Origin of the sequence: Tenacibaculum sp. HL-MS23, assembly GCF_032463465.1 — a bacterium.
GTDB classification, from domain to species: Bacteria; Bacteroidota; Bacteroidia; order Flavobacteriales; family Flavobacteriaceae; genus Polaribacter; species Polaribacter bernardetii.
In genome coordinates this window covers 2,257,671-2,283,549 of record NZ_CP135989.1, presented here as the reverse complement: position 1 = coordinate 2,283,549, position 25,879 = coordinate 2,257,671, and the positions used below count along the sequence as shown (strand labels likewise).

Annotated in this window: 24 protein-coding genes; 9 read left to right on the top strand and 15 right to left on the bottom strand. The window is 31.4% G+C overall.

What is annotated here, in order from left to right:
• Positions 1 to 67: 67 nt before the first annotated feature.
• Positions 68 to 1,966, bottom strand: a complete 1,899-nt coding sequence (locus RRF68_RS10680; protein ID WP_315944335.1) for an amidophosphoribosyltransferase — start codon at positions 1,964 to 1,966, stop codon at positions 68 to 70.
• A 75-nt stretch (positions 1,967 to 2,041) separates the two neighbouring features.
• The gene (locus RRF68_RS10675; protein WP_275315395.1) at positions 2,042 to 2,968 is read right to left on the bottom strand and encodes a PfkB family carbohydrate kinase; all 927 of its coding nucleotides are present in this window, start codon (positions 2,966 to 2,968) and stop codon (positions 2,042 to 2,044) included.
• Between the two features lie 73 nt (positions 2,969 to 3,041).
• On the opposite strand from RRF68_RS10675, the gene RRF68_RS10670 reads away from it, so the two are divergent.
• The 6 genes from RRF68_RS10670 (at position 3,042) to RRF68_RS10645 (ending at position 7,330) form a co-directional block, all read left to right on the top strand.
• Positions 3,042 to 3,467 carry a SufE family protein gene (locus RRF68_RS10670; RefSeq protein ID WP_315944334.1) on the top strand — a complete coding sequence of 142 codons (426 nt, stop codon included), beginning with the start codon at positions 3,042 to 3,044 and terminating at the stop codon, positions 3,465 to 3,467.
• 11 nt (positions 3,468 to 3,478) lie between these two features.
• Positions 3,479 to 3,799 (top strand): iron-sulfur cluster assembly protein, encoded by a 321-nt coding sequence (locus RRF68_RS10665; protein ID WP_275315392.1) that lies wholly within the window; start codon positions 3,479 to 3,481, stop codon positions 3,797 to 3,799.
• 83 nt (positions 3,800 to 3,882) lie between these two features.
• On the top strand, positions 3,883 to 4,392 hold the full coding sequence (locus RRF68_RS10660) for a DUF2480 family protein (protein WP_218772105.1): 510 nt from the start codon (positions 3,883 to 3,885) through the stop codon (positions 4,390 to 4,392).
• A 19-nt stretch (positions 4,393 to 4,411) separates the two neighbouring features.
• A complete protein-coding gene (locus RRF68_RS10655) occupies positions 4,412 to 5,263 on the top strand; it encodes a DUF3078 domain-containing protein (protein ID WP_275315391.1) in 852 nt (283 codons plus the stop codon).
• 69 nt (positions 5,264 to 5,332) lie between these two features.
• Complete coding sequence (locus RRF68_RS10650) at positions 5,333 to 6,172, top strand: DUF3078 domain-containing protein (RefSeq protein WP_315944333.1); 840 nt, start codon at positions 5,333 to 5,335, stop codon at positions 6,170 to 6,172.
• Between the two features lie 90 nt (positions 6,173 to 6,262).
• On the top strand, positions 6,263 to 7,330 hold the full coding sequence (locus tag RRF68_RS10645) for a CNNM domain-containing protein (RefSeq protein WP_218772102.1): 1,068 nt from the start codon (positions 6,263 to 6,265) through the stop codon (positions 7,328 to 7,330).
• 335 nt (positions 7,331 to 7,665) lie between these two features.
• On the opposite strand, the gene RRF68_RS10640 is transcribed toward RRF68_RS10645, so the two are convergent.
• The 12 genes from RRF68_RS10640 to RRF68_RS10585 all read right to left on the bottom strand — a co-directional run bounded on the left by RRF68_RS10640 (position 7,666) and on the right by RRF68_RS10585 (position 22,067).
• A complete protein-coding gene (locus RRF68_RS10640) occupies positions 7,666 to 10,347 on the bottom strand; it encodes a TonB-dependent receptor (RefSeq protein ID WP_315944332.1) in 2,682 nt (893 codons plus the stop codon).
• A 38-nt stretch (positions 10,348 to 10,385) separates the two neighbouring features.
• The gene (locus RRF68_RS10635; RefSeq protein WP_218772100.1) at positions 10,386 to 11,117 is read right to left on the bottom strand and encodes an energy transducer TonB; all 732 of its coding nucleotides are present in this window, start codon (positions 11,115 to 11,117) and stop codon (positions 10,386 to 10,388) included.
• A gap of 153 nt (positions 11,118 to 11,270) precedes the next feature.
• Positions 11,271 to 11,951: an energy transducer TonB gene (locus RRF68_RS10630; protein ID WP_315944331.1), complete on the bottom strand. Its 681-nt coding sequence runs from the start codon at positions 11,949 to 11,951 to the stop codon at positions 11,271 to 11,273.
• A gap of 298 nt (positions 11,952 to 12,249) precedes the next feature.
• Positions 12,250 to 13,455: a GTPase HflX gene (gene hflX / locus RRF68_RS10625; protein ID WP_218772098.1), complete on the bottom strand. Its 1,206-nt coding sequence runs from the start codon at positions 13,453 to 13,455 to the stop codon at positions 12,250 to 12,252.
• Between the two features lie 608 nt (positions 13,456 to 14,063).
• On the bottom strand, positions 14,064 to 14,423 hold the full coding sequence (locus tag RRF68_RS10620) for a Na(+)-translocating NADH-quinone reductase subunit F (protein WP_218772097.1): 360 nt from the start codon (positions 14,421 to 14,423) through the stop codon (positions 14,064 to 14,066).
• Positions 14,423 to 15,778 (bottom strand): DEAD/DEAH box helicase, encoded by a 1,356-nt coding sequence (locus RRF68_RS10615; RefSeq protein ID WP_410016831.1) that lies wholly within the window; start codon positions 15,776 to 15,778, stop codon positions 14,423 to 14,425. Before RRF68_RS10615 ends, RRF68_RS10620 begins: the two co-directional genes overlap by 1 nt.
• Before the next feature lie 234 nt (positions 15,779 to 16,012).
• Positions 16,013 to 17,326: an NADH:ubiquinone reductase (Na(+)-transporting) subunit F gene (nqrF, locus tag RRF68_RS10610; protein ID WP_275315385.1), complete on the bottom strand. Its 1,314-nt coding sequence runs from the start codon at positions 17,324 to 17,326 to the stop codon at positions 16,013 to 16,015.
• The gene (gene nqrE, locus RRF68_RS10605) at positions 17,326 to 18,084 is read right to left on the bottom strand and encodes an NADH:ubiquinone reductase (Na(+)-transporting) subunit E (protein WP_218772094.1); all 759 of its coding nucleotides are present in this window, start codon (positions 18,082 to 18,084) and stop codon (positions 17,326 to 17,328) included. Before nqrE ends, nqrF begins: the two co-directional genes overlap by 1 nt.
• 31 nt (positions 18,085 to 18,115) lie before the next feature.
• The gene (locus RRF68_RS10600) at positions 18,116 to 18,760 is read right to left on the bottom strand and encodes an NADH:ubiquinone reductase (Na(+)-transporting) subunit D (RefSeq protein WP_218772093.1); all 645 of its coding nucleotides are present in this window, start codon (positions 18,758 to 18,760) and stop codon (positions 18,116 to 18,118) included.
• Positions 18,761 to 18,762: 2 nt separating this feature from the next.
• Positions 18,763 to 19,503 carry a Na(+)-translocating NADH-quinone reductase subunit C gene (locus tag RRF68_RS10595; RefSeq protein ID WP_315944330.1) on the bottom strand — a complete coding sequence of 247 codons (741 nt, stop codon included), beginning with the start codon at positions 19,501 to 19,503 and terminating at the stop codon, positions 18,763 to 18,765.
• Positions 19,504 to 19,505: 2 nt separating this feature from the next.
• Entirely contained in the window at positions 19,506 to 20,711 is a 1,206-nt protein-coding gene (locus tag RRF68_RS10590) for an NADH:ubiquinone reductase (Na(+)-transporting) subunit B (RefSeq protein WP_315944329.1), read from the bottom strand.
• A gap of 3 nt (positions 20,712 to 20,714) precedes the next feature.
• Entirely contained in the window at positions 20,715 to 22,067 is a 1,353-nt protein-coding gene (locus tag RRF68_RS10585) for a Na(+)-translocating NADH-quinone reductase subunit A (RefSeq protein WP_315944328.1), read from the bottom strand.
• Between the two features lie 157 nt (positions 22,068 to 22,224).
• Between RRF68_RS10585 and RRF68_RS10580 the strand changes: the two genes are divergently transcribed.
• Genes RRF68_RS10580 through RRF68_RS10570 form a run of 3 tightly spaced genes read left to right on the top strand, consistent with a single transcriptional unit; the run spans position 22,225 to position 24,998 of the window.
• Positions 22,225 to 23,445: a DUF5103 domain-containing protein gene (locus RRF68_RS10580; RefSeq protein WP_315944327.1), complete on the top strand. Its 1,221-nt coding sequence runs from the start codon at positions 22,225 to 22,227 to the stop codon at positions 23,443 to 23,445.
• Positions 23,446 to 23,496: 51 nt separating this feature from the next.
• The gene (gene apaG / locus RRF68_RS10575) at positions 23,497 to 23,883 is read left to right on the top strand and encodes a Co2+/Mg2+ efflux protein ApaG (protein WP_275315379.1); all 387 of its coding nucleotides are present in this window, start codon (positions 23,497 to 23,499) and stop codon (positions 23,881 to 23,883) included.
• Positions 23,883 to 24,998, top strand: coding sequence for a DUF3667 domain-containing protein (locus RRF68_RS10570; protein WP_315944326.1), 1,116 nt, complete (start codon positions 23,883 to 23,885; stop codon positions 24,996 to 24,998). The genes apaG and RRF68_RS10570 overlap by 1 nt, the downstream gene beginning before the upstream one ends.
• Here RRF68_RS10570 and RRF68_RS10565 read toward each other — a convergent pair.
• Positions 24,976 to 25,686, bottom strand: coding sequence for an NRDE family protein (locus RRF68_RS10565; RefSeq protein ID WP_315944325.1), 711 nt, complete (start codon positions 25,684 to 25,686; stop codon positions 24,976 to 24,978). The two genes, RRF68_RS10570 and RRF68_RS10565, sit on opposite strands and share 23 nt — an antisense overlap.
• Between the last annotated feature and the right edge of the window lie 193 nt (positions 25,687 to 25,879).

Sequence of the window (25,879 nt, the reverse complement as noted above, 5' to 3'; positions counted from 1 at the left end):
TAAAGCATAAAAAAAGCGAAATCAATTGGTTTCGCTTTTTTTTGTGTTTTTAATTTAAGAACTATTTTTAATAAGCTCGCTGATCACTTCCTTCATAAAAGTTAATAAAAGCTTGGTTTACCACACGATTACCACCGTCTGTTGGGTAATCACCTGTAAAATACCAATCTCCTAAATTATCTGGACATGCTTTATGCAAACCACTAACAGGTTGAAAAATAACTTCTACTTCAGACTTTATTTCAGGTGTTTTTAACATTTGTGCAATTTTAGCCGAGATTTGCTCATCTTTAAAAGGTGCATAAATTTCTTTTACATAATTTACAACATCTTTATCTTCGCTAACCTCTTGCTTTTTACACTTAGCATATACGGTATCTATAATATGATATTGATTTGTTTCTTTCAACAATTCTAATGTTGCTTTAAAAGCTATAAAATCATTGATTTTTGCCATATCGATACCATAACAATCTGGATAACGAATTTGAGGAGCTGAAGAAACTACTACTATTTTCTTCGGATTTAAACGATCTAATATTTTTATGATACTTTTCTTTAAAGTTGTACCACGCACAATACTATCATCAATAATCACTAAATTATCAGTTTCTTTTACAACTCCATATGTTACATCGTAAACATGGGCCACCAAATCATTACGACTGCTATCATCTGTAATAAAAGTTCTAAGCTTTGCATCTTTAATAGCAATTTTTTCGAAACGTGGTCTTTTTGATAAAATATCTACAACTTCATCTTTCGTCAACTTACCATCACCTGCTAAAATAGCTGCTGTTTTTTGCTGATTTAAAACATCCTCAGCTGCTTCCATCATTCCGAAAAAAGATGTTTCTGCTGTGTTTGGTATGTATGAAAAAACGGCATTTTCTATATCGTTATCAATAGATTTTAAAACTTCTGGAAAAACATATTTTCCTAGATTTTTACGTTCTTCATAAATTGAAGCATCGCTTCCTCTAGAGAAATAAATACGTTCGAAAGAACATGATTTCTTTGGACGCTGCTCTAAAACTGGCGACATTGATGTTTCGCCATTCTTTTTAATAATTAAAGCATGCCCTCTATCGATCTCTTTAATTTTACCAATAGGCACATTAAATACTGTTTGAATTGCCGGACGTTCAGACGCTACAACAACCACTTCATCATCTTGATAATAAAAAGCGGGTCTGATTGCTGATGGATCTCTTAATACAAACGCATCTCCATGACCTAATAAACCAGCCATAGCATAACCACCATCCCAATTTTTTGCAGAACGTTTTAATATATTTTGAATATTTAAATTCTCTTCTATATAACCTGAAGCATCTTTTTTGCTATAACCTTCTTCTTTGGCTTTGATATATAGTTCAGAAACTTCATCCTCTAAAAAATGTCCGATTTTTTCCATAACAGTAACAGTGTCTGTAAACTCTTTTGGATGCTGACCTAAATCTACCAAATCGTTTAACAACTGTTTAGAGTTGGTCATGTTAAAATTACCTGCAACAATTAAGTTTTGATGTTTCCAATTTCTTTGACGTAAAAAAGGATGTACACTTTCTATAGAATTTTTACCAAAAGTACCATACCGAACGTGCCCTAAAAAAAGATTCCCTAAATATGGCACATTTTCTTCTTGCCACTTGATATCATTTGTTTTAGCTGGATTTTCTTCTAAAACACCTGCAATTCTTTCATTAATCTTTCCAAAAATATCCTGAATAGGTTGTGATTGGTTAGATCGTATTCTACTAATATATCTTGTCCCCGGTGCTACATTAAATTTAATACTAGCCAACCCTGCGCCATCTTGCCCACGATTGTGTTGCTTCTCCATTAACAAGTACATTTTATTTACACCATAAAATGCAGTTCCGTATTTATCTTTATAATATTGCAATGGTTTTAATAATCTAACCATGGCAATACCGCATTCGTGCTTTATAGCATCACTCATTTGAAATATTTTTAATTGTGTTGTTGCTGTTTTGTTGTAAAAAAAAATCCGCAGCAAAAAGCGCGGATTTTTTATTTATGATAACTCTATATCAAATTGTGTTAATTCTTTAAAAGCTTGTAAACGTGTTTGCACTTCGTCTTTTGTTAGCTCTTCCATTCGTTGTGTACCGAATTTTTCTACACAAAACGAAGCTAAATTAGAACCATATATAATTCCGTTTTTCATATTCTCAAACGAAATATCTTCAGTTTTTGCTAAATACCCACAAAAACCTCCTGCAAAAGTATCTCCTGCTCCTGTTGGATCAAAAACATCTGCTAATGGCAATGCTGGTGCAAAGAACATTTTACCTTCATTAAATAATAAAGCTCCGTGTTCTCCTTTTTTAATTACTACATATTTAGGACCCATTTCATGAATTTTCTTCGCTGCATTAACCAACGAGTATTCTCCACTTAACTGACGTGCTTCTTCATCATTAATTGTAATAACATCTACACGTTTTAAAACGGTATGTAAATCAGCTAAAGCAATGTCCATCCAAAAATTCATAGTATCTAAAACTACTAATTTAGGTCTTTCGATCATTTGATCTAAAACTGATGCTTGTGTTAATGGGTGTAAATTACCTAACATTACAATACCTGCATCTTTAAAAGCATCTGGTACAACTGGCTGAAAATGCTCCAATACATTTAACTCTGTAATTAAAGTATCGCGAGAATTCATGTCATTATGATATTTACCGCTCCAAAAGAAAGTTTTACCTTCTTTAATTACTTCAATACCATCAGTATTAATTCCTTTATTATTCATCATATCTAAATATGACTTCGGAAAATCTCCACCAACAACAGAAACAACGCCTGTTTTAACACCAAATTGAGAAGCTGCTAAACCTACAAAAGTTCCTGAACCTCCTAAAATCTTATCTGTTTTACCAAAAGGTGTTTCAATAGCATCAAAAGCTACGGTACCTACTGCTAATAATTTACTCATTTCTTATTTTTTTACTGTAATTTTGCTCTTTTAAATATAGTGTCTTTAGACACTGCAAAAATAGTTTTAAAAAATGACTATCAAAGAAATACAAGAAGAAATTATTGACGAGTTTTCTATGTTTGATGACTGGATGGGACGTTATGAATATATAATTGACTTAGGAAAATCTTTACCTTTAATAAACGACACCTATAAATTAGATGAAAATTTAATTAAAGGTTGTCAATCTAAAGTGTGGTTATATTCTGAATTACAAGAAGACACTATTAATTTTACAGCCGATAGTGATGCTATTTTAACAAAAGGTATTGTAGCATTATTACTAAGAGTATATTCTAACCAAACTCCGCAAGCTATTATTGAAGCTAAAACCGACTTTATTGATGAAATTGGCTTAAAAGAACACTTAAGTCCAACAAGAGCAAACGGTTTAGTTTCTATGGTAAAGCAAATAAAAATGTATGCGATTGCACAGCAATCTAAATTAACAGAATAAAGAAGTAGATTATGACCGATAAAGAATTAGAAGTATTAGGAGATAAAATTGTAGGTGTTTTAAAAACAATTTACGATCCTGAAATACCAGTAGACATATATGAGTTAGGCTTAATTTATGATGTATTTGTCTCTGAAGAATACAATGCTAAAATCTTAATGACTTTAACTTCACCCAACTGCCCAGTAGCAGAAAGTTTACCTGTTGATATTGAAGAGAAAGTAAAATCGTTAAAAGAAATTAACGCTTGCGAAGTAGAAATTACTTTCGATCCTACATGGACTCAAGAAATGATGAGCGAAGAGGCGAAGTTAGAATTAGGAATGCTTTAAATAAATTTGTCATTGCGAACAAGAACGAAACTATCTGTTATAAAGATTGCTTAATTTTTATTCGCAATGACGTTTCAAAAAATATGGCTGAAGAAATTATAAACAAAATAGCAACCAGTAAATTAATTACTATTGACCTTGAAGATTATTATCCGAAAGGCCAACGTATTGTTTTTGATATTAAAAGTTGGTTATATGAAGAATTAATTCTTCGTGAAAAAGATTTTAGAGAACAAGTTAAAAATCATGATTGGTCGCAATATAAAGACACTTATATTGCTTTAACATGTTCTTCGGATGCTATTATTCCCTCTTGGGCCTATTTATTATTAACAGCACATTTGTCTGGATTTGCTAAAAAAATAGTTGTTGGTAATTTAGAGTTGCTAGAAACTACTATTTACCAAGAATTAATTAATGAATTAGATAGTACACAATACCAAGACAAACCCGTAATCATTAAAGGATGTACAAATAAACCGATACCTCCATCTGCTTATACATTTTTAATACAAAAACTACAAACTGTAGCAAAAAACATCATGTTTGGTGAAGCTTGCTCAACTGTTCCGTTATTTAGAAAAAACAAATAACCTTCTTGTCCTATTTTTAATGAAAAAACTACTAATAATATTGCTAACTTGGTTCTCTTTCAATATTTTTTCACAAGAAATAAAAAAAGATAGCATACCTAAAAGACTAACCGTAACTGGTAAATACACTTTTTTATTCAATCAATCTTCTTTTTCTAATTGGGCTGCCGGAGGAAGTAATACCATCGCCGGAAATATGGGACTTGAATATGATTTTAATTATAAAAAGAATAAGTGGAACTGGGACAATAAGTTAATTACAAGTTATGGGTTAAGTCATATAAGCGAAAAAGGATTAAGAAAAACAGATGATAATTTTGAATACAATTCTCTGCTAGGGTTAAAAACGTCTAAACTTTGGTTTATCTCTTTTTTTACAAACCTAAAAACACAATACACCAGGGGATATGAATACAAGGAAGGCGTAAAAAAGCCCATCTCAGATTTTTTCTCACCTGCATATTGGAGTTTTGGCCCCGGTATGTTATGGAAAAAATCCGATGAAAGACGAATAAATATTGCTCCCGCAACGGCTCGTTTTACTTTTGTTTCTCGTCAATTTTCAGGAAAATATGGAGTTAAAAAAGGTGAAAAAATAAATTTCGGTTTAGGATTCAATTTATCTGGTTACTTTAAACATGAAGTGATGAAAGATATTACGATAGAAAACGTTCTTGCTGTGTATTCCGATTATTTAAATAAGCCTTTTAATATTGATATTAACTATCAGTTAAACTTTATTGTAAAAATAAACGACTATATATCTACAAATCTTGGCCTACACACTATTATTGATGATGATGCTTCTAGTAAAATACAATTTAAAGAGATATTTGGACTTGGAGTAAATTATATCTTCCATAAAACGTGACTTTTTTATACTAACATTGTCTAAACTAAAAATAGAGATGTAATTTTACATCTTAAAAAAAACTTTATAATGAAAAAAATATTAGCTGTAGCTATTTTATTCGGTGCATTATCAATAAATGCTCAAGAAAAGAAAAAAGAAGAAACCAAAGATGGTTGGAATAAAGAAGGTAACATCTCATTTTTATTCAATCAATCTGCATTTAATAACTGGTTAGCTGGTGGAGTAAATAATATTTCCGGAACTTTAAGTTTGAATTATGACTTCAACTATACCAAAAATGATTGGACTTGGGATAATAAATTAATTGCTTCTTACGGATTAACAAAAATAAAAAAAGAAGAGCTTCAAAAAACAGATGACCGTTTAGAGTTAAACTCTCTTGTTGGTAAAAAAGCATCTAAATACTGGTATTACTCAGCGTTTTTGAATTTTAAAACGCAAATGTCATCAACCGATGTTGACGGTATACAAACATCACATTTTTTCTCTCCAGCTTATTTCCAATTAGGTCCTGGTATGTTGTGGAAAAAATCTGACAAACTAAAAGTTAATTTCGCTCCTGCTACCTCTAAACTAATTTTAGTACATTCTCATTTAACTGATCTTGGGTCAGCCTTTGGCGTAGATCAAGGAGAAAGTTCAAGATATGAATTAGGTGCTTCTATTAGTGGATATTACAAGGCAGAAATTATGAAAAACGTTAGCATTGAAAATATTTTAAACCTATATAGTAACTATCTAGAAGATGCTCAAAATGTAGATATTGATTATACTTTAAACATAGTAATGAAAGTAAATAAATATTTATCTGCCAATCTATCTATGCAAGCTATTTATGACGACAATGCCTTTCAAGGATTTCAGACAAAAGAAGTATTCGGTTTAGGTATAAATTACGGATTCTAACAAACAATTATTCAAAAAAAAAGAAAACCTTAAAGAGTCATATCTTTAAGGTTTTCTTTTTTGCTTACTTTTGCTTAAAATTTAAAAAGAATGACTTTACTACTAATATACGCAACAGTATCAATATTTTTCTCTTTCATATGTTCCATATTAGAAGCTGTTTTACTGAGTGTAACACCAACTTTCGTTAATGTAAAAAAGAAAGAAGGTGTAGGTTTTGCTACTCAGCTAGAAGCATTAAAAAAAGATGTAGACAAGCCTTTAATTGCCATTCTAACCTTAAATACTCTTGCACATACCGTAGGAGCTATATTAGTTGGTACTGAAGCTAAAAAGATATTTAATGACGATGGTTACGGTGTATTTATTGTTTCTGCAGCAATGACTATATTAATTTTAGTTGCTTCAGAAATCATTCCGAAAACAATAGGTGCAACCTACTGGAAACAACTTGCTAGCTTTACCACAACAGCTTTAAAAGTAATGATATTCCCGTTAAAGTGGACAGGTATTTTATGGATACTACAATTAACTACAAAATTGATTGGTGGTAAAGGCGGTCACGGCGAAAGTATTTTAAGCAGGGAAGATTTCACTGCAATGACTGATATTGCTGAACAAGAAGGTGTTTTTCAGCAAAATGAAAGTAATGTAATAAGGAATATGCTTAATTTTAAAGATATACAGGCAAAGCACATTATGACACCTCGCACAGTTATTAAAATTGCTGATGAAAACGAATCAATTGAATCTTTTTTTGAAAATAATAAACTATTGAATTTCTCTAGAATACCTGTTTTTTCTAAAAACCCTGATAACATAACTGGCTACATATTAAAAGATCAACTCTTATTAGCTTTAATTGATAAAAAAGGAGCCGAACCGTTAAAGTCAATTAAAAGAGATATTATTATCGCAGATAGGGATTTATCAATTCCGGGCTTATTTAAGAAGCTAATTGAACAACGAGAACACCTAGCTTTAATTGTTGATGAATATGGCTCTGTAAGCGGATTAATAACTCAAGAAGATGTAATAGAAACCTTATTAGGTTATGAAATTATGGATGAAAGTGATAATGTTGCTAACTTACAAAGCTTAGCTAGAAAAAATTGGAAAAAGAGATTAGGAATTATAAATGATTTAGAAAAGAAGTAATCTTAAAAACAAGTTAGGTCAACAATACATACAACTATAAATAATTAAACCAGAGATTTACATCTCTGGTTTTTTGCTGTGTGAAAATAAGTGTAATTTATAAAAACGAAATGCACATGTGTTACATCTATACCTCAATTACTTTACCCCTAATCAAATTAGTTATAGTTATTGATGTCATTTATAAATTTATAACTGATTACAGGAGGTCGTAATTGTCTTTTTTAACTATTAGATAATATGACTTGAATCTATTTTCTTGCAATAATTATAAGTAAAAACCAAAAAAGGGAGTGATTTAAATCACTCCCTTTTTTATATAATTGTATTTTCAATTAATCATTAATCGTCCAAGATATGTAATACATAGAACCTATTAATCCAGATCCTGGTGCAACGGCATATTCTTTTTTGGTTAAATTAGTTCCACCAACTTTAATTCTTGATTTTAAAGAAGGAATTCTATAATTAATTTGTGCATCTAATACTGTTCTACTATCAACATTTCTACTTAAGAAACCAGACTGCCATAAAAATTCATTTTGCCACCTAGCATTTACATTAAATCCAAAATTATTAAATAAATTTTCATTTCCAAACATCACCTTTACTTGATGCTCTGGTGTATTAAACCCTGGTTCGAATTCTACATCTTCTTCTTGGTCGAAAACTAGCTTACTTAAAGTATAATTGGCTCCAAAGTTAAATGTTCTAAATAATTTTGTATTTAATCCAATACCAATACCATATGATTGAACATCTGCTGTTGTATTAGAGTTTAAGGCAAATTCTGTCGCATCGACTGGACTACCAAGAGGACCTGTAAGAATAGTGTTTCCATAATTAGGAACAATTACATTCTTAGTCGCCACAAAATTTTCATATTGATTATAATAACCATTTACGTCTAACTCTAAAATATTAGTATCTGTTATATTTACTATACTTCTATAACCTAATTCGTAAGATGATACTCTTTCTGGCTTAATAGCCGTAGGTGTTACACTTACATAAGCCCCATTATCTAATACAAATGCTTTTTCAAATACTTGCGCTCCTGTAATAGTATTTGTTGTACCATCATTGTTTAATACTTGCGCAGAAAAACGTTCGATATTATCTAAAGATGTACCTAAAAGAAATTTATTAGGACCAGATCTCAATCCGAAATACTGCTCTATTGTACTAGGTGTTCTAAATCCTGTTTGGTATGAAATTCTTAGTATTTTATTTTCTTTAATTGAGTAGTTTAATGCTACCCTTGGAGAAAAATCCCCTTCAAAATTAGATGATTTATCATAACGAACAGAACCTGTGAACTTTAAACGTTCATCTAAAAACTTCTTTTGTATCTGTGAATAAACACCATACATATCAAATTCAATAGGGCTATTCTCATCAGTAAATAAAGTACCTTGAGAGTTAATATTAAATTTACGATATGAACCACCAATTTGTATTTCACCCCATTTAATTAAATCTCTAAAATTATAATTTGCGTCTGCATGGTAAAAACTTGTTTCATCTTTAACACCTGCTCCACCCTGTGATATAGGTGTTGTAACAGCTTCATCTAATGCTTGATTAAAAGCTGCGGTTCCTGGCTGTAACCTATTTCTATCTGCAAAAGCTCTTGCTGATGCATCATTACCAGGAGTTACTCCTGGAACACCTCCTGCAAAAGCAGTTCCATATTCACCGAACCAAGTTCTATTATCATTATATTTAGAGTTTAAAGCAAGACCTAAAAATCGAACATCATGTGTTCTGTCTCCTCCATCATTACCATTAAAATATCCACGGACAAAAAAGTTTTTACCCAATACTTCTAATTTGTGTTGCTCTACATAATAATCTTCTTGCGAAAATCTGTTTACAGCCTGATACAAGTTATTTCCTTTTGAAAAACGAGAGTTATAAACTATTTCTAGCTTATCATTACCCATTGGTCTAAAATGTAATGATCCGTCAAATTTTAATCCGTAACCATCGTAATCGTATAAATCAGTTTCAGCATATCCTGTCCTACTTACTTTTCCAATACCAGGAAAAGTAAAAGTAGCTTCATCTCCATAAAAATTTACACCGTCATAATCGGGAGTATTATTTCTATTTCCTGCAATAATCTCACCTCCAACACCTGTTGTATTAGAATCATCATTTGCATGCCATTCTTCAGCTTTATAAACTGTTAAATTAACTTTTGCTGCGAAATAATCACTAAATTTATGAGCCATTCTAATACCTACATCATAAAACTGATCAGATCCTGATTGCTCTTGTTCAATAAAACCTGTTTTAAAATATGTACTAATTCCATCATATTTAAAAGGGTTTTTACTTCTCATTAATAAGATACCATTAAATGCATTTGCACCATATAAGGCAGAAGAAGCTCCTGGTAATATCTCAACATCTTTTACATCTAACTCAGATAAACCAACTATGTTACCTGCCGAGAAGTTAAGTGCTGGTATTGATGTTTCAACACCATCTACTAACTGTACAAATCTTGTATTATCAAAACTAGAAAAACCACGTGAGTTTACAGATTTAAATCCATAACTTGCTTCTCTAGAGGTTATCCCTTTTAAGTTAGTTACACCATCATAAAAAGAAATTGAAGTTCCTTTTTTAATATCATTAATACCTAATCTTTCAATAGTTACTGGCGATTCAATAACTCGTTCAGGAGATCTAGAGGCAGAAATTACAACTTCATCTAGACTTGTATTTTCTTTTAATATAATATTTATCTCTTGATCTTTAGAAGTTACTTCTATAACCTCTGTTTTATACCCAAAAGCTGATACTTGAATTGAAAAAGGAAAATTTGACTTTACAGACAAGGTGAAATTTCCGTCAATATCAGAAGTAGTTTTACCTTGTAAAGAATTTATTAAAGCACTAGGAAAAGGCTCTAAGTACTCATCATAAACTTTTCCTGTTACTGCAACTTGTGCTGATAATGCAATACTGCAAGTAACAAAAAAAACTAATAGTAGTTTTTTAAGCATATTATTTGGTTTTAATTGATTGTTCTTATTTGTAAAAATTACTCTTCTAAAGCAAAAGCTATAGGAAAGCCATACTTAACCGAGGTTCTACCTCCGTCTTTCTTTGCAGGAGTAAATTGAGGCAATTTAGAAACTACTCTAACCGCTTCTCTATTTAAAATTTCTCCGTTCTTTGGCCCTAAAGTTTTTATGTTCTTAACTTCCCCGTTCTTATCGATCACAAAACGAACCCATACTTCTCCTTGAATAGATTCCTTAATTGCATCACTAGGGTATCTAAAATGCTTAGATATATGATTCACCATTTGTTCATTAAAACAATCTACTTGCTCTCCTTTTTTCACATTTTTACAAGAGTTAAATAAAGGAATTTTATCGACTGTACTAAATTTAGATGCTTTTCTTAATTCCTCTGCAGACATCTTATTTTTAATATCTTCGATATTATTTTTCAACGATTCTACGGGCTTTACAACAGCTATTTGCTCTGTTGTTTTCTCAATTTCAGCAACGCTTAAAGTTCCAAGACCAGCTGCTTTTTGTTTTTTAATAGGTTCTCTTTTTTTAAGGTACCTTCTGCTTGCAGATACCTTTACTGTAATCTGTCTTGATTTTTTATTTTTCTTGTCTTTTTCTTTAATAGTACACTTAGTTATACTAATACTATTTAAATCTAATTCTGCTTCATCAGGAGTTTCACAAACCTCTTGCTGAGACATAATGCTAATAGGGAAAGCACATACCAATATTAATAATAATAATTTCTTCATCACTTTGGGGTATTACAATCTAAATCAAACACTTACATGAAACATACCTGCAAGCTGAATTAGCCCACAAATATATTTATTTTTTTTTATAAAAAAATGTTAAAATGTAAAAAACAGGAAAAAACCCTATATATTTTATAGGCTATTATTATTTTAATCTAACGTAAAGTTTATAGGGAATTTATAGGAAACAGATATTTTACGCCCTTTATGCTCTCCAGGTATAAAATTTGGCAATAATAACACTATTCTTTGTGCTTCTTTCTTTAATAGACCACTATTGTCAGCTCCCTTAACTTCAACTTTACTTACTATCCCATTTGCATTAATAATAAAACTAACCTCAAGATTACCTTCTATCTCTTTTTCTAACGCCTTTTTAGGATAAATAAAATTATCTATTAAGTGCTTTTGCATTTGATAATTAAAACAATCAACCTTATTTAAATCACTTTCTTTACAAGATATAAATAAAGGTATTGTTTCAACAACATCAAATGATACTTCTTCTACTATTGGTTCTTTAATTAAAACCGCTAATAATTTATCATCTACTTTATTTACAGCCGTTATATTTACAACTGCTTTTGATTGTAAGTTACTTGCAGAATAAACCGTTTGATTTAGATACACTCGCTTTTTTAAATACCTCCTACTTGACATTTGAATATCTTTAGTAGTTTTTACTTTCGGTTTATTTTCCGATATCTCACATTTATTGTTATCAAGAGCATTAACATCAATTAACATCTTCTCCTCAACAACGCACAATTCTTGTGAGAAAAGTTGCTGCACACATAAATTAAATAACGCTATTATAATTATTTTTTTCATTACAATTCTTTTTAAGAACCAGAGATAATAATCCTATATTTTAAAAAACAGCATATTATCAAACTGAATTAATTTAAAATATTAGATAAGAATATGTAATTGAAACTTTACTTTGAATGGTATTGTCGATAAAAAAATTTGACAACCCTAAGTGGTTGGAGTTATTATTTTTCATTTTCTGGGGGGATAAAATGTTAAAATATTATTGTAAATTTTCGCTGAGCGAATATAAATATAAGCAAAAAAGAATAAGAACACAAAATTCTTATTCTTTTTTCATTCAAAATACAGTTTTAATTTACCCTAAATCATCCTGATACAAGAAATTATTATAAGGAAAACGTTGAATATGTATCTTTTTTACCTCTTCATAAACTTTATCTTTAAAGTCTTCTAAATTATCTTTATTCAAGGCAGATATAAAAAGACTTTCTTGACCAAGGTCATTCATCCATGTCTTTTTCCAATCGTCAAGCGTATAATGAATTTTTGATTTCTCAGTAATTAAATCATCCTCTGCAATAGTTTCATGCGTATAAGCATCAATCTTATTAAAAACCATAAGAGTAGGTTTATTTGCACTACCTATTTCATCTAAAATTTTATTTACTGATGCTATATGATCTTCAAAATTAGGATGACAAATATCTACCACATGTAATAATAAATCTGATTCACGAACCTCGTCTAAAGTAGATTTAAAAGATTCTACTAATTGCGTTGGTAATTTTCTAATGAATCCAACAGTATCTGTCATTAAAAAAGGAATATTTTTTATAACAACCTTTCTTACTGTCGTATCAAGAGTTGCAAATAGTTTATTTTCTGCAAAAACATCACTTTTACTAATTACATTCATTAAGGTTGATTTACCAACATTGGTATACCCAACTAATGATACACGTACCATTTTACCTCTGTTTTTTCTCTGAACTGCCATTTGCCTATCAATGGTAGCCAATTTTTTCTTTAACAAAGTAATCTTCTCTCTAATGATACGACGGTCTGTTTCAATTTCTGTTTCTCCAGGTCCACGCATACCAATTCCACCCTTTTGCTTATCAAGGTGTGTCCAAAGTCGTGTTAATCTTGGTAATAAATATTGGCATTGCGCCAGCTCTACCTGTGCTTTTGCAGAACTTGTTTGGGCTCTTCCTGCAAAAATATCAAGAATTAAATTTGTTCTATCTAATACTTTACAATCTAATTCGTTTTCTATATTTCTTAGCTGTGCAGGTGATAATTCATCATCGAAAATTGCGGTACCAATACCATGAGATTCTATATATGCTCTAACCTCTTCTAATTTACCTGTTCCTAAAAAAGTTTTAGGATTCGGCTTCTCCATCTTTTGCACAAAACGCTTTACAGCAACTCCTCCTGCTGTTAAAGTTAAAAATTCTAACTCGTCTAAATATTCGTCAGACTGTTTTTCGTTTTGATGCTGGGTTATAATACCAATTAAAACCGCTTTTTCTGATATTGCTTCACGTGTTTCTACCATAGAATGCAAAAGTACAAATTTATCAACTTAAGAAATCTAAATTATCAATCTTACTTTTCTTTTTAATTATGGGGCTACATCTTTCTTAAACGATGAGTTTTTTATGAACCAAAATCTATTTCTAGTTGATGGATATAATGTGCTAAAATTAATCACGATCAATCTTTCAATATATTACTTGTTTATTTTATCATCCAAGCTTTAAAACTATAAATAAGGCATAAAAAAAACACTCGCCTTTCTTAAAGCGAGTGTTTTTCTTCAAAACTATGTTTTAATTAATGGTTAATTGCATAACCTGCACCTTTACCAAATTCGGCTAGTTGCTCTAAAATGTTTCTGAAAAAGTTTTGAATCCCCTTAAATAATTGTTTTTTCATAATTGTAGTTTTTAATTTCCCCACTACAAATATACATACTTAAACAACTAACATAAACATAAACACCTAACAATGTGTGAATTACATTAAATCATGTATAATTGGTTATGTATATCGTCTTTTTCTACAGAAATTAAAAATTATCCAACACAAAAAAAACATAAAAACCTTGCTAACAAACAATTACCCATTAAATATAAGGATAAAATTAAGGTTTTATGGTAGTGTTTAAATTTTAATAAAGTCGTTAAACGCTATATAATAAGGTTTATCTTTAAACACAGGTAAATCAATACTTTCTGAATTTGCAATACCAATACCCGCAAACCACACTTTTGCGTTTTGCTTTTTAGCATGTTCTTTAAATGTTTCCATCCATAAAACATCATATTCTTCTGGTGATTGAATATTATTTGTGGTTTTTACTAAAACGAAAATGGTAGGCTCACCTTTTTTAAATAAAACAAACTGCGGATGTTTTTTAAGTTCGCTATTAATAGCTACAAACTCATAACCCATTTCTTGTAGTTTTTTACCTACAATATTCATCCCTAAATTATGAAGTTCTTGCTTTGTAAGTGCCTGCATTATTTTCTCTTGCGTCGTAGGTTAAAGTTTTTATCTCCCTTTGTTTTGGGTTTCTTATATTTTTTAGCAATCTCCCTACGATAAGAACCTCCTTGGTTTGTTTTGCTGTTTTTTTCACTCTTTTCATGAAAAGCAGGACCAGGTACATACTCTAAAGAAGTTCTGTTTTTATTGCGTTCTCCCTCTTCTTTCGGCCTCTCTTCTTCTGTTAATTGCTTAGTGATTTCAACTTGTTCAGGAATTTCAGCTTTCGGGATTTCATAATTCATTAATTCCTCAATACGCTGCTTAGCTTCTTGCTCTTTTGCTGTTGAAAAAAGAATTGTTTTACCTTCATGCTCTGCACGACCAGTACGACCAATTCTGTGCATATAATTTTCAGGAAAATGTGGTGTATTAAAGTTAATTACGTGTGTAACTTCTTCTAAATCTAATCCACGAGCAATAACATCGGTAGCTATTAAAATTCGTTTTTCACCTTTATTAAACTGCTCAATAGAACGCATACGATAGTTTTGCGTTTTATTAGAGTGAATTACACATGTCTCTGAAGGGAATTCTTCTTTCACACATTCAAATAACCTGTCAGCGTTTCTTTTATTCGGCGCAAAAACTAGCACTTTACTAAATTCTTGTTTACTACGCAGTAATTCACTTAATAAATTAACCTTTGTATAAAAGTTTGGTACATCGTAGCTAATTTGTTGAATATTATCTAGTGGTGTTCCACTTACTGCTATAAAAATTTTCTTAGGTGCTGTAAAGAAGTCATCAATCAATGCTTCAACATCTTCTGTCATTGTTGCAGAAAACATGATGTTTTGACGGCGTTCTGGCAATAAATCAAAAATATTTAATAGTTGAAATCTAAATCCTAAATCTAGCATTACATCAACTTCATCAATCACTAACTTCTGAATTGACCTAAGTTTTAACATATTACTAACCGCTAAATCATACAAACGTCCTGGAGTAGCTACAATAATATCTGCACCTTGGGCAACGGCTTCTTTGTGTCTGCTTAAAGGAATACCTCCAAACACACCAACCGTATGTATGCTCATAAATTCTGTAAGCTTTTCAATTTCACTAACAACTTGCACTACTAATTCACGTGTTGGTACAACAACTAAAACTCTAGGGTGCACTTGCTTCGAAAATTTTAAATCGCGAAGTATCGGTAACATATAGGCAAACGTTTTACCTGTACCTGTTTGTGCAATACCTACAACGTCTTTACCCGATCGTATAATCGGAAAAGCTTCTTCTTGAATTGGTGTTGGGTTAACAAAACCTAATTCTTCAATTGAATTTCGTAATGGATTTGATAAATCTAAATCTTGAAAAGTAATCATTTACAGTAATTTGCCGCAAAGGTACGCTTTCTATACTCAAATACCATAAGTATATTACTTTGCCTGAATCTGTAACAGAAAGTCTTACTGTTATACAAGAATTAAGACAGTAATAATAGTTACAAAAGCAAAAAACCGATACATTTCTGTATCGGTTTTTTATATATTATAAAATAATCTATTTATTATTGAAAAGATTACTTCGTCATACTTCCTCGTAATGACATTGAGTTCTTATCCTCCAAAGTCATCAAAACGGATATTCTCGTCTGCAAGACCGAAATCTTCTCCCATTTTCTGAACAGCATTGTTCATTAATGGTGGACCACAGAAATACAATTCTAAGTCTTCTGGTGCTTCATGGTGATTTAAGTAGTTTTCTATTACACAATTGTGAATAAACCCTACAAACCCGTCTCCATCTTCATCACTAATGTCTTTTTTAACTTTCCAATTATCAGCCTCTGTTGGGTCAGATAATGCGATATAAAACTTAAAGTTTGGAAAATCTTTTTCTAATGCTCTAAAGTGTTCTATATAGAATAATTCAGCCTTAGAACGACCACCGTACCAATATGTTACTGTTCTTCCTGTTTTTAATGTTCTGAATAAATGATATAAATGTGAACGCATTGGCGCCATACCTGCTCCACCACCTACATATAACATTTCTGCTTCAGATTCATTAATAAAGAATTCACCATAAGGTCCAGAAATAGTACACTTATCACCCTTCTTTAAGTTAAAAATATAAGAAGAGGCAACTCCTGGATTTACATCCATCCATCCACCTTTTACTCTATCGAATGGTGGTGTTGCAATACGTACATTTAACATAATTTCTCTCCCTTCGGCAGGATAAGAAGCCATAGAATATGCTCTTTCTACAGTTTCAGAGTTTTTCATTACCAATGGTCTTAAACCAAATTTATCCCATTCAGCTTCAAACTTATCTGGTGTATCATGCTCTTCTGGGTGCGCAGTTATATCCATATCTGAATACTTTACTTCACAGTTTGGAATTTCAATTTGAATATACCCACCTGCTTTATAGCCCATATCTTCTGGAATTTCAACTACAAATTCCTTAATAAATGTTGCTACGTTATAGTTTCTTACAACTACTGCTTCCCATTTCTTAATTCCGAAAATTTCTTCTGGAATAGAAATATCCATGTCTTGTTTTACTTTTACCTGACAAGATAAACGTACTCCTGCTGCTAACTCTTTACGAGTAAAGTGTGGTGTTTCTGTTGGTAAAGCTTCCCCACCACCAGAGTTTACATGACATTCACACTGCACACAAGATCCACCTCCACCACAAGCTGATGGTAAGAAAATCTTTTCATTTCCTAAAGTAGATAACAATGTACCTCCTGAAGCAACTTCAATTGTTTTATCTCCGTTAATTGTAATTTTTACGGGTCCTGATGGTGCTAGTTTTTGTTTTACAAATAATAACAATCCTACTAAAATTAATAAGATTATTAAAAAAGATATAACTGTTACAGCTACTGTACCTCCTGTACTTACTTCTAAAAATACCATTATTCTATAATTTTTTTAGGGTTATCAGCTAATTTTTCAGCTTCTTCTTTTTGTGCTACTTCCTTTACAGCTTCGTTCTCATTTATATTAGAAGTTACTACTGATGTTTTAGGAGCTTCTTCTTTCTTTACTTCATCATCGCCACCTGTTAACATACCCCCAAAGCTCATAAACCCTATTGCCATTAAACCTGTAATGATAAAAGTAATTCCTAATCCTCTTAAAGCTGGCGGTACAGATGAATATCTAATTTTTTCACGAATTGCTGCAATGGCAACAATTGCTAAAAACCATCCAATTCCAGAACCAATACCATAGGTTAATGATAAACCTAAAGTTGGTATTTCACGAGATTGCATAAATAAAGACCCTCCTAAAATTGCACAGTTTACTGCAATTAATGGTAAGAAAATACCTAAAGAGTTATACAATGCTGGTGCAAACTTCTCTACAATTATTTCTACTAATTGTACCATGGTTGCAATCGTTGCAATAAACATGATAAATGATAAGAAACTTAAATCGTAATCTGCATATTCTGCTCCTAACCAAGATAATGCTCCTGGTTGTAGTAAATATTGATCTAATAACCAGTTAACAGGTACTGTTACGGCTAATACAAAAATAACTGCAGCTCCTAAACCTACGGCTGTTGTTACTTTTTTAGATACTGCTAGGTAAGAGCACATTCCTAAGAAGGTTGCAAATACCATGTTATCAATAAATATCGACTTGAAAAATAATTCTATATGTTCCATTTTTCTATATTTTTAATGATTCCTAACAAGGTTAGTCTTCAATTAGTGCTTTGTTTTTACTACGCTGTATCCAAATAATAATACCTACAACAATTAATGCCATTGGTGATAATAACATGAATCCGTTATTTTCATATCCTAAAGCATACAATCCTGTTAATTCAATTGGATCTCCTAAAACTTTAAATCCTAACAAAGTACCAGAACCTAATAATTCTCTAAAGAAACCTACTGCAATTAAAATAGCACCGTAACCTAATGAGTTTCCAATTCCATCTAAGAAAGCTCTCCATGGTCCGTTTCCTAAAGCAAAAGCCTCAAAACGCCCCATAATAATACAGTTTGTAATAATTAATCCAACAAATACCGATAGTGTTTTACTCAATTCGTAAGCAAACGCTTTTAATACTTGGTCAACAATAATTACTAAAGCAGCAACTACGATTAACTGTACTATAATTCTAATTTTTGATGGAATGATATTTCTCATTAAAGAGATTACTACGTTTCCTATACCTAATACAAATAATACAGAAACTGCCATTACTATAGAAGCTTTAAGCTCTGCTGTAATTGCTAATGCTGAACAGATACCTAATACTTGAATCGTAATTGGGTTGTTATCCAATAACGGATCTGTAATTAATACTGCGTCTTTTTTTGATAAAAGTCCCATATTTATTTCAATGTTTTAAAGTAAGGCACGTATAAACCTAATTCAGATTTAATCATTGCTGCAACACCGTCTCCAGTAATTGTTGCTCCTGCAATTGCATCTACCTCGTTATCATTTTTATCTTTATTCTTTGGATCATTGTTTGATTTAGAAACTGCGATTCCTTTAAAAGAACCATTGTTCATTAAATCTTCTCCAATAAAATCATCCATAAAATAGCGTTGCTTAATATTTGCTCCTAAACCTGGTGTTTCTCCTTTATGATCGAAAAAAGCACCCTGAACTACCATATTTTTATCCATTGCAACATATGCCCAAATAGCATCCCATAATCCTTTACCTCTAATTGGCGCGATATAAAACGCTTTACCGTCTTTTTCACCAACAAATAATGGTAATTTCCTTACTTCTCCTGCTTTTGCTGCTGTTTGCTGCTTTTTTACATCAATTAAATACGCTTCAGCATCTTCAGTAGTTTTATCACCTTCAATAACTAATTGCTTTTTGATGTATTTTGAAAACTCGTCAGCTACTTTGTCTTTAGAAACAAAAACTGCACTGCTTTCATCATTGTCATTTACACCCATAGCATACAAAATGTTTTGTTGCTTTTCGATACGTTTATTTGCATCTATCATTGGGCGAAGCGATGAAGCTGTAAAAGCTAACAACGCACCTACTACTAATACCATACCGATGGCAAAAAGTAGCGTATATCCATTACTGTCTGTATTTTTACTCATAATTAGGCAGTTTTAACTTTAGCTCGTTTTAATCTTCTCTTTACATTTCCTTGAACCACATAATGGTCAATAGTTGGAGCAAAAACGTTCATTAATAAAATAGCTAACATTACTCCTTCTGGATAGGCTGGGTTGAATACACGTATCATAATCGAAATAAATCCGATTAAGAAACCGTAAATCCATTTTCCTTTATTGGTTTGTGATGCTGATACAGGATCAGTTGCCATATAAACGGCTCCAAATGCAAAACCTCCAATTAATAAATGCTTCCAAAAATCTAAACTCATTAATCCGTAAAACTTACTTGTTTCACCAATCCAACCTAAATCAACAACTTGATTAAAGATGAATCCCATTACTAAGGCTCCGATTACTGCAGATAACATAATTCTCCAGCTTCCAACCTTTGTAAAGATTAAGAAAAGCCCTCCTAATAAAATTAATAATGTTGATGTTTCTCCTACAGATCCCGGAATAAATCCGAAGAACATATCAGAAACTGAATGTGTTAATGGTTGTGATTGCGCTAAGCTTCCTAAAACTGTCTCACCAGAAATAGCATCAGCAGTTCCTGCCAATTCTCTTGCGCCTTCTACCCATACTTTATCTCCCGACATCCAAGTTGGATATGCGAAGAATAAAAATGCACGTATAGTTAAAGCTGGGTTTAAGATATTCATCCCTGTACCACCAAACACTTCTTTACCGATAACTACACCGAAAATTACGGCTACAGCTAACATCCATAAAGGTAAATCGATTGGTACAATTAACGGTACTAACATACCTGTTACCAAATACCCCTCTTCTACTTCGTGACCTTTGATTACAGCAAAAATAAATTCTACTACTAATCCTACCACATATGATACAATTACTAATGGTAAAATTTTAACTAAACCTATTAAGAAATTATCCATATTCCAGAAATCTCCACTAAAGAAAGACATTCCTTCTGTAAATCCGTTTACAGCAGCGTTATGTTGATAACCTGCATTGAACATCCCGAAGATTAAACATGGTACTAATGCCATAATAACTATGTTCATTGTACGTTTTAAATCATCGGCCGCCTTTATATGAGTTCCTCCGTGAGTCGTCTCATTAGGTAAATATAAAAAGGTGTGGATTGCGTTAAACGCAGGTGCCATCTTAGTACCTTTATATTTTTCTTTTAAATTATGTAAGTTTTGTTTTAAGCCCATATCTTATCCTAGTTCTTCTCTCATTAAATCTAATCCTTCACGAATTATCTTCTGGTGAGGTTGTTTAGATACACAAATAAATTCTGTTAAAGCGAAATCTTCTGGTGCAACTTCGTAAGCTCCTAATCCTTCCATTTCGTCAAGATCTTTGTACATACTCGCTTTTAATAATTGCATCGGATAGATATCTAACGGAAACACTTCTTCATACGACCCTGTAACCACAAATGCTCTGTGCTCACCGTTTGTATTCGTATTTAAGTCGTATTTTTTCTTTGGTGTTAACCAAGAGAACGTAAATGCTCTAGAAGTAGAAACTTTATCAAAAACTGGCTTATTCCATCCAAAAAATTCATAATCATCTCCTTCAGGAATTGCAGTTACTATATTTTCGTAGTATCCTAAATATCCTTCTTCGCCAACCTGCGTTCCACTTAACACATTACCGCTAATTACACGCGCATTATCAGCATCTAAATTTCCTTTTACCAAACCAGCAATACTTGCTCCTGCTATGGCAGTAACGTATTGTGGCTTGTTAAATTTAGCTCCTGCTAAAGCAATTGTACGCTTTGCGTTAAATTTACCTGTTAACAATAATTCACCGATTACCACTAAATCTTGCGGAGTAACTACCCACACAACTTCTCCTTTATTAATAGGATCTATTTGTGCTATTTGAGTACTTACATTACCAATAGGATGCGGGCCAGAAACTTTATGCAATTCAACTCCTTTTAGCTCTTTAAACGGAGATAAATTTGAGTCTTTTGCAACTGAAACATGTACTTTACCTGCTGTTAACTTTGTTAACGCTGTTAAAGCAGCTTGTAACTCAGCTTCTTTACCTTTTAGTGCATAATCATAATCTGCTGCTAAAGGTGCACTTGCGTATGCAGATACAAAAATTGCTTTTGGAGCTTGATTCGGATTTGCAACAACATCGTAAGGACGTTGCTTTACAAATGGCCAACAACCTGAAGTAAATAAGTGATTTTTCACTTCTTCACCAGACATTGCATCAATATCTTTTTTACCAAAATCTTTGTATTGCTGCTGTGCATCAGCAGTGATTTTAAATGCTAAAACTTTTCTTCTGTCTCCACGAACGATCTCTGTAACTTTACCACTTACCGGACTAGGAAACAAAATACGCTCATCACTTTTTGAATAAAAAAGTGCTTCACCTGCTTTTACTTCGGTACCTTCTTTTGCTAAAATTTTTGGAATAACGCCATGAAAATCGCTAGGCTTAATTGCAAATGCGCTACCCAACGAAAGTTCAGTAGTGATTTGCTCTGCGTCGCCAACGAGCTTGATGTCCAAGCCTTTCTTAATACGGATGTCTTTTGACATAGGAACTGATTAAATTGATTTTCTAAAAACACGCAAATTTACAGATTTTCATTTTTTCGGGTAAGTATTTACATTTTTATCTTTTCGATAGCTCTTTATTTATATCTATTCTAAATAAATATTTGTCTTTGGTCTACATTTTGATACCTTTGCATTTATGATAAAACATCTTGTAATCTTCCTATTCAGTGCGTTATACATAACTGTAAATGCTCAAAATATTAAAACAATTCAACTACAACCTAAGCACAATACAAATCAGTATTCTGCAATTGTAAGGTTAGGTGAGGTTTTAAAATTGTCTTTTGATGATTTAGATGCCGATAATAAAGAATACAAGTATAAAATTGAGCATATGACGCATGATTGGAAACCAAGCAACCTAACTTCTAATCAGTATATAAACGGATTTAATGAAAATGAAATCATTAATATTTCTAACTCTTTTAACACCTTACAACCTTACACGCATTACTCGGTTGAAATACCAAATCAGAATACCGTTATTACGAAAAGTGGTAACTATCTACTTTCTGTTTTAAATGATGATTACGAAATAGTATTTTCTAGACGTTGTGTTTTTTATGAAGACATTACTACAGTTGGCGTGGCAGTTTTTAGAAGTAGAGATACCAAACATAACATGCAAAAACAAACAGTTCAATTCTCTGTAAATCATCCAGAATTGGTAATTAACAATCCAAATCAAGAAATTAATATTTCGTTATTTCAAAATCATAATTGGGCAACCGTTATTAACAACATTCAACCTCAATTTATAAAACCTCAACAATTAGTATACAATCACCTCCTTAAAACAGATTTTTGGGGAGGAAATGAGTTTTTAAATTTTGATAGCAAACACATACGAAGCACAAGTTTAAACATTGCAAAAACCGAAAGAAAAGACATCTATCATAGTTATTTATATACTGATGAACAAAGAGCTGATAAAATTTACACTTACAATCCTGATATTAACGGACAGTTTGTTGTTAGAACTTTAGAAGCAAATGACGCTAAGACTGAAGCCGATTACTCAATGCTTCATTTTTCTTTAGATGCTTTTGAGCCTTTTTACGACAAACAAGTATTTGTATACGGAGCTTTTAATAACTATCAATTATCAAACGAAAACAAAATGAAATACAATGCTGTTGACGAAAGATACTACGCCCAAATTAAATTTAAACAAGGGTTTTACAATTATAGTTATGTTACTTTAGATAAAAATAACACGATTGATTTAAATGAGGTAGATGGCTCTTTTTATCAGACAGAAAATGAATATACTGTAATCGTTTATTATAAACCTTTTGGCGGAATTTACGACAGGGTTATAGGCGTAGGAAACGGTTATTTAAATCAAAACAGGTAATTTAATTTTAAAATAATTGACTGAAAACCTAAAAAAGTTTATATTTAGACAATGTTTCAACAAATAACTAAAGGCATAAAAATATCTGTCAAGACCACATTTAATGGTCTAATTTATCGTGGCTATCAACAATATTATTCTTTTAGCTATTATGTTTTTATTGAAAACAACTCAAAAGACACCGTAAAACTTTTAGAACGTTTTTGGGTAATTTTCGATTCTCTTAACGACACCGAATACATAGAGGGTGAAGGCGTTATTGGAGAAACTCCTGTTCTTAAACCCAACGAAACTTATAATTACCGATCTAACTGTTTTTTACTTTCTACAGCAGGCGCTATGAAAGGAAATTACAAAATGATTAATCCAGATACCTTAGAAGAGTTTCTGGTAATCATACCAACATTTCAATTAACTACCACTCCTACTTTAAACTAATGGCTAAGAAAACCAAGGTTGCAATTATCAAAGAACCTAATTGCTTAAATTGCGGATATCCGTTTTCTCAAAACGAAAAATTCTGCCCAGAATGTGGTCAAAAAAATAAAGGTAAAAAAATTACATTAACTAGTTTTATTCGCGAAGTATTTGCGGGTTTCTTTTCTTGGGATGCGAGGTTTTGGAGGACATTAATTCCACTTTTAATAAAACCCGGAAAAGTATCTAAAGATTATATCAACGGAAAAAGAGATCGCTATTCTAATCCTTTTCGATTTTACTTAACCGTTTCTATTTTGTTCTTTTTAATTATAGGAGTTACCGAAAGCTACGATAAGTTTAACGAATTACAGAGTGGTATTATCTCTAAAAACACCACATCGCAAATAAAAATTAACGAAAACGGCATAAAAGCACTAGAGGTAGATTTAGATTCGATTCAAAAAGAAATCTTTAAAGAAATAAACAAACAAGACTCTACAAAAGCTAACTTAATTAAACAAAGTATTGACTCTTTAAAAATTGACGGAAACTCTAAACAACCAATAGTAAACATTGGATTTGGAAATTCTAATCAACTTTCAAAAATTATTAAATTCCAAAAAAAACACCCAAATATTCATGTTAACAATGCATTAGATAGCTTAGAAATGGACAAAACTTTTACGAATAGATTCCTCTATTCACGTACCGAGGTTTTAAATTCATTTTTATCTAAAAGAGGAGAAACCGATAAGTTTTACCGTCAAATACTATCTTACGCGTCGATAGCCTTATTTATCTTATTACCGCTTTTTACATTATTCTTAAAAATAATTTACATCCGAAGAAAATACACCTATGTAGAGCATTTAGTTTTTGTTTTTCACACCCAAACAGTCTTCTTTTTACTCTCTTCTGTGTTTTATTTAATCGGTTATTTTAAAGAAGCTGAATTTTTATTAGGTATTTTCTTATTGCTTTTTATTATTTATTTATTCATGGCTATGAAAAGGTTTTATGGGCAAGGATATTTTAAAACTTTCGTAAAATACCTTATGGCAAACTTTGTATTTACTATGCTTGCTTTAATAGGTTCTTTTATAATTTCATTTATTGCTTTTGCATTGTATTAGTTCTGTTTTCATTTATAACATCAATATAATCAACTGCAACCTTTTCTGCCGTTTTTTGCACTGAAGTAACACTTACAGTTTCTACCTGTGGCCGTTTCATTTTTAATGAAATTTCCTTATCTCCTTTTGTTTCATCTTTATGAAAAGCAATTATGTTTTCTTGTTTAAAAACAGGGTTTTCCCTTTGCCAATCTGCAAACCAATCGCGTCGTAATAGCTTCACTTCTTCGGTATATAATGTTGATGATGACCATATTTTTGGTGCACTATCTAATTCTTGAAAATGCTTTTTTACGCCATCCCAAACCAACTCATAAGCATTTAAGTTCTTTTCCCAATCAACTAAAACAATCGTAAAAGGCTCAATTCCTTCAAAATTAAAATGATTTATAATTTCCACAGGGTTATCAACCTTTAATAGTTGTTTTACAATTACACCTCTACTTAACCTATAACTATCTGCTCGTTTATGTTTTTCGAAACCACCATTTAGCAAACAAATTAATCGATTTTTATCAGATAAGCCAATCCACGTTCCGCCAGCAAGTTCATCTTTTGGATATATTAATTTTACTCCATCTTCATCATATTCTTTCGGTGCAATAGTTTTTCTTTTTGGATCTTCATCTCTATTTGATGTTAATATAAAATCCTGACCTCCTAAAGGCAAATAAGTTACCGTACACATATTGTATTCTTTTTTGATAAATGAGATATAAAAACAGCTTAGTATTTCTTAAAATAAATGCTAACTTTGTTCTATATAAAAATTATAGCTTTTTTGATTAAAGCAACAACATAATCATTGCAAATTAATGCCATTAGATTTTGTTTATTCGTTTTTAATTAAAAATATTTTTTAAACATACAAACAACATACT

Coding starts and splice junctions, on each gene's coding strand:
- RRF68_RS10565 (WP_315944325.1), bottom strand. CDS start 25,686: ATGTGTACGGTAACTTATTTGCCTTTAGGAGGTCAGGATTTTATATTA.
- RRF68_RS10635 (WP_218772100.1), bottom strand. CDS start 11,117: ATGAAGAAATTATTATTATTAATATTGGTATGTGCTTTCCCTATTAGC.
- RRF68_RS10595 (WP_315944330.1), bottom strand. CDS start 19,503: ATGAGTAAAAATACAGACAGTAATGGATATACGCTACTTTTTGCCATC.
- RRF68_RS10640 (WP_315944332.1), bottom strand. CDS start 10,347: ATGCTTAAAAAACTACTATTAGTTTTTTTTGTTACTTGCAGTATTGCA.
- RRF68_RS10600 (WP_218772093.1), bottom strand. CDS start 18,760: ATGGGACTTTTATCAAAAAAAGACGCAGTATTAATTACAGATCCGTTA.
- RRF68_RS10580 (WP_315944327.1), top strand. CDS start 22,225: ATGATAAAACATCTTGTAATCTTCCTATTCAGTGCGTTATACATAACT.
- RRF68_RS10585 (WP_315944328.1), bottom strand. CDS start 22,067: ATGTCAAAAGACATCCGTATTAAGAAAGGCTTGGACATCAAGCTCGTT.
- apaG (WP_275315379.1), top strand. CDS start 23,497: ATGTTTCAACAAATAACTAAAGGCATAAAAATATCTGTCAAGACCACA.
- nqrE (WP_218772094.1), bottom strand. CDS start 18,084: ATGGAACATATAGAATTATTTTTCAAGTCGATATTTATTGATAACATG.
- hflX (WP_218772098.1), bottom strand. CDS start 13,455: ATGGTAGAAACACGTGAAGCAATATCAGAAAAAGCGGTTTTAATTGGT.
- RRF68_RS10650 (WP_315944333.1), top strand. CDS start 5,333: ATGAAAAAAATATTAGCTGTAGCTATTTTATTCGGTGCATTATCAATA.
- RRF68_RS10670 (WP_315944334.1), top strand. CDS start 3,042: ATGACTATCAAAGAAATACAAGAAGAAATTATTGACGAGTTTTCTATG.
- RRF68_RS10570 (WP_315944326.1), top strand. CDS start 23,883: ATGGCTAAGAAAACCAAGGTTGCAATTATCAAAGAACCTAATTGCTTA.
- nqrF (WP_275315385.1), bottom strand. CDS start 17,326: ATGGTATTTTTAGAAGTAAGTACAGGAGGTACAGTAGCTGTAACAGTT.
- RRF68_RS10655 (WP_275315391.1), top strand. CDS start 4,412: ATGAAAAAACTACTAATAATATTGCTAACTTGGTTCTCTTTCAATATT.
- RRF68_RS10660 (WP_218772105.1), top strand. CDS start 3,883: ATGGCTGAAGAAATTATAAACAAAATAGCAACCAGTAAATTAATTACT.
- RRF68_RS10620 (WP_218772097.1), bottom strand. CDS start 14,423: ATGCAGGCACTTACAAAGCAAGAACTTCATAATTTAGGGATGAATATT.
- RRF68_RS10645 (WP_218772102.1), top strand. CDS start 6,263: ATGACTTTACTACTAATATACGCAACAGTATCAATATTTTTCTCTTTC.
- RRF68_RS10590 (WP_315944329.1), bottom strand. CDS start 20,711: ATGGGCTTAAAACAAAACTTACATAATTTAAAAGAAAAATATAAAGGT.
- RRF68_RS10680 (WP_315944335.1), bottom strand. CDS start 1,966: ATGAGTGATGCTATAAAGCACGAATGCGGTATTGCCATGGTTAGATTA.
- RRF68_RS10665 (WP_275315392.1), top strand. CDS start 3,479: ATGACCGATAAAGAATTAGAAGTATTAGGAGATAAAATTGTAGGTGTT.
- RRF68_RS10675 (WP_275315395.1), bottom strand. CDS start 2,968: ATGAGTAAATTATTAGCAGTAGGTACCGTAGCTTTTGATGCTATTGAA.
- RRF68_RS10615 (WP_410016831.1), bottom strand. CDS start 15,778: ATGATTACTTTTCAAGATTTAGATTTATCAAATCCATTACGAAATTCA.
- RRF68_RS10630 (WP_315944331.1), bottom strand. CDS start 11,951: ATGAAAAAAATAATTATAATAGCGTTATTTAATTTATGTGTGCAGCAA.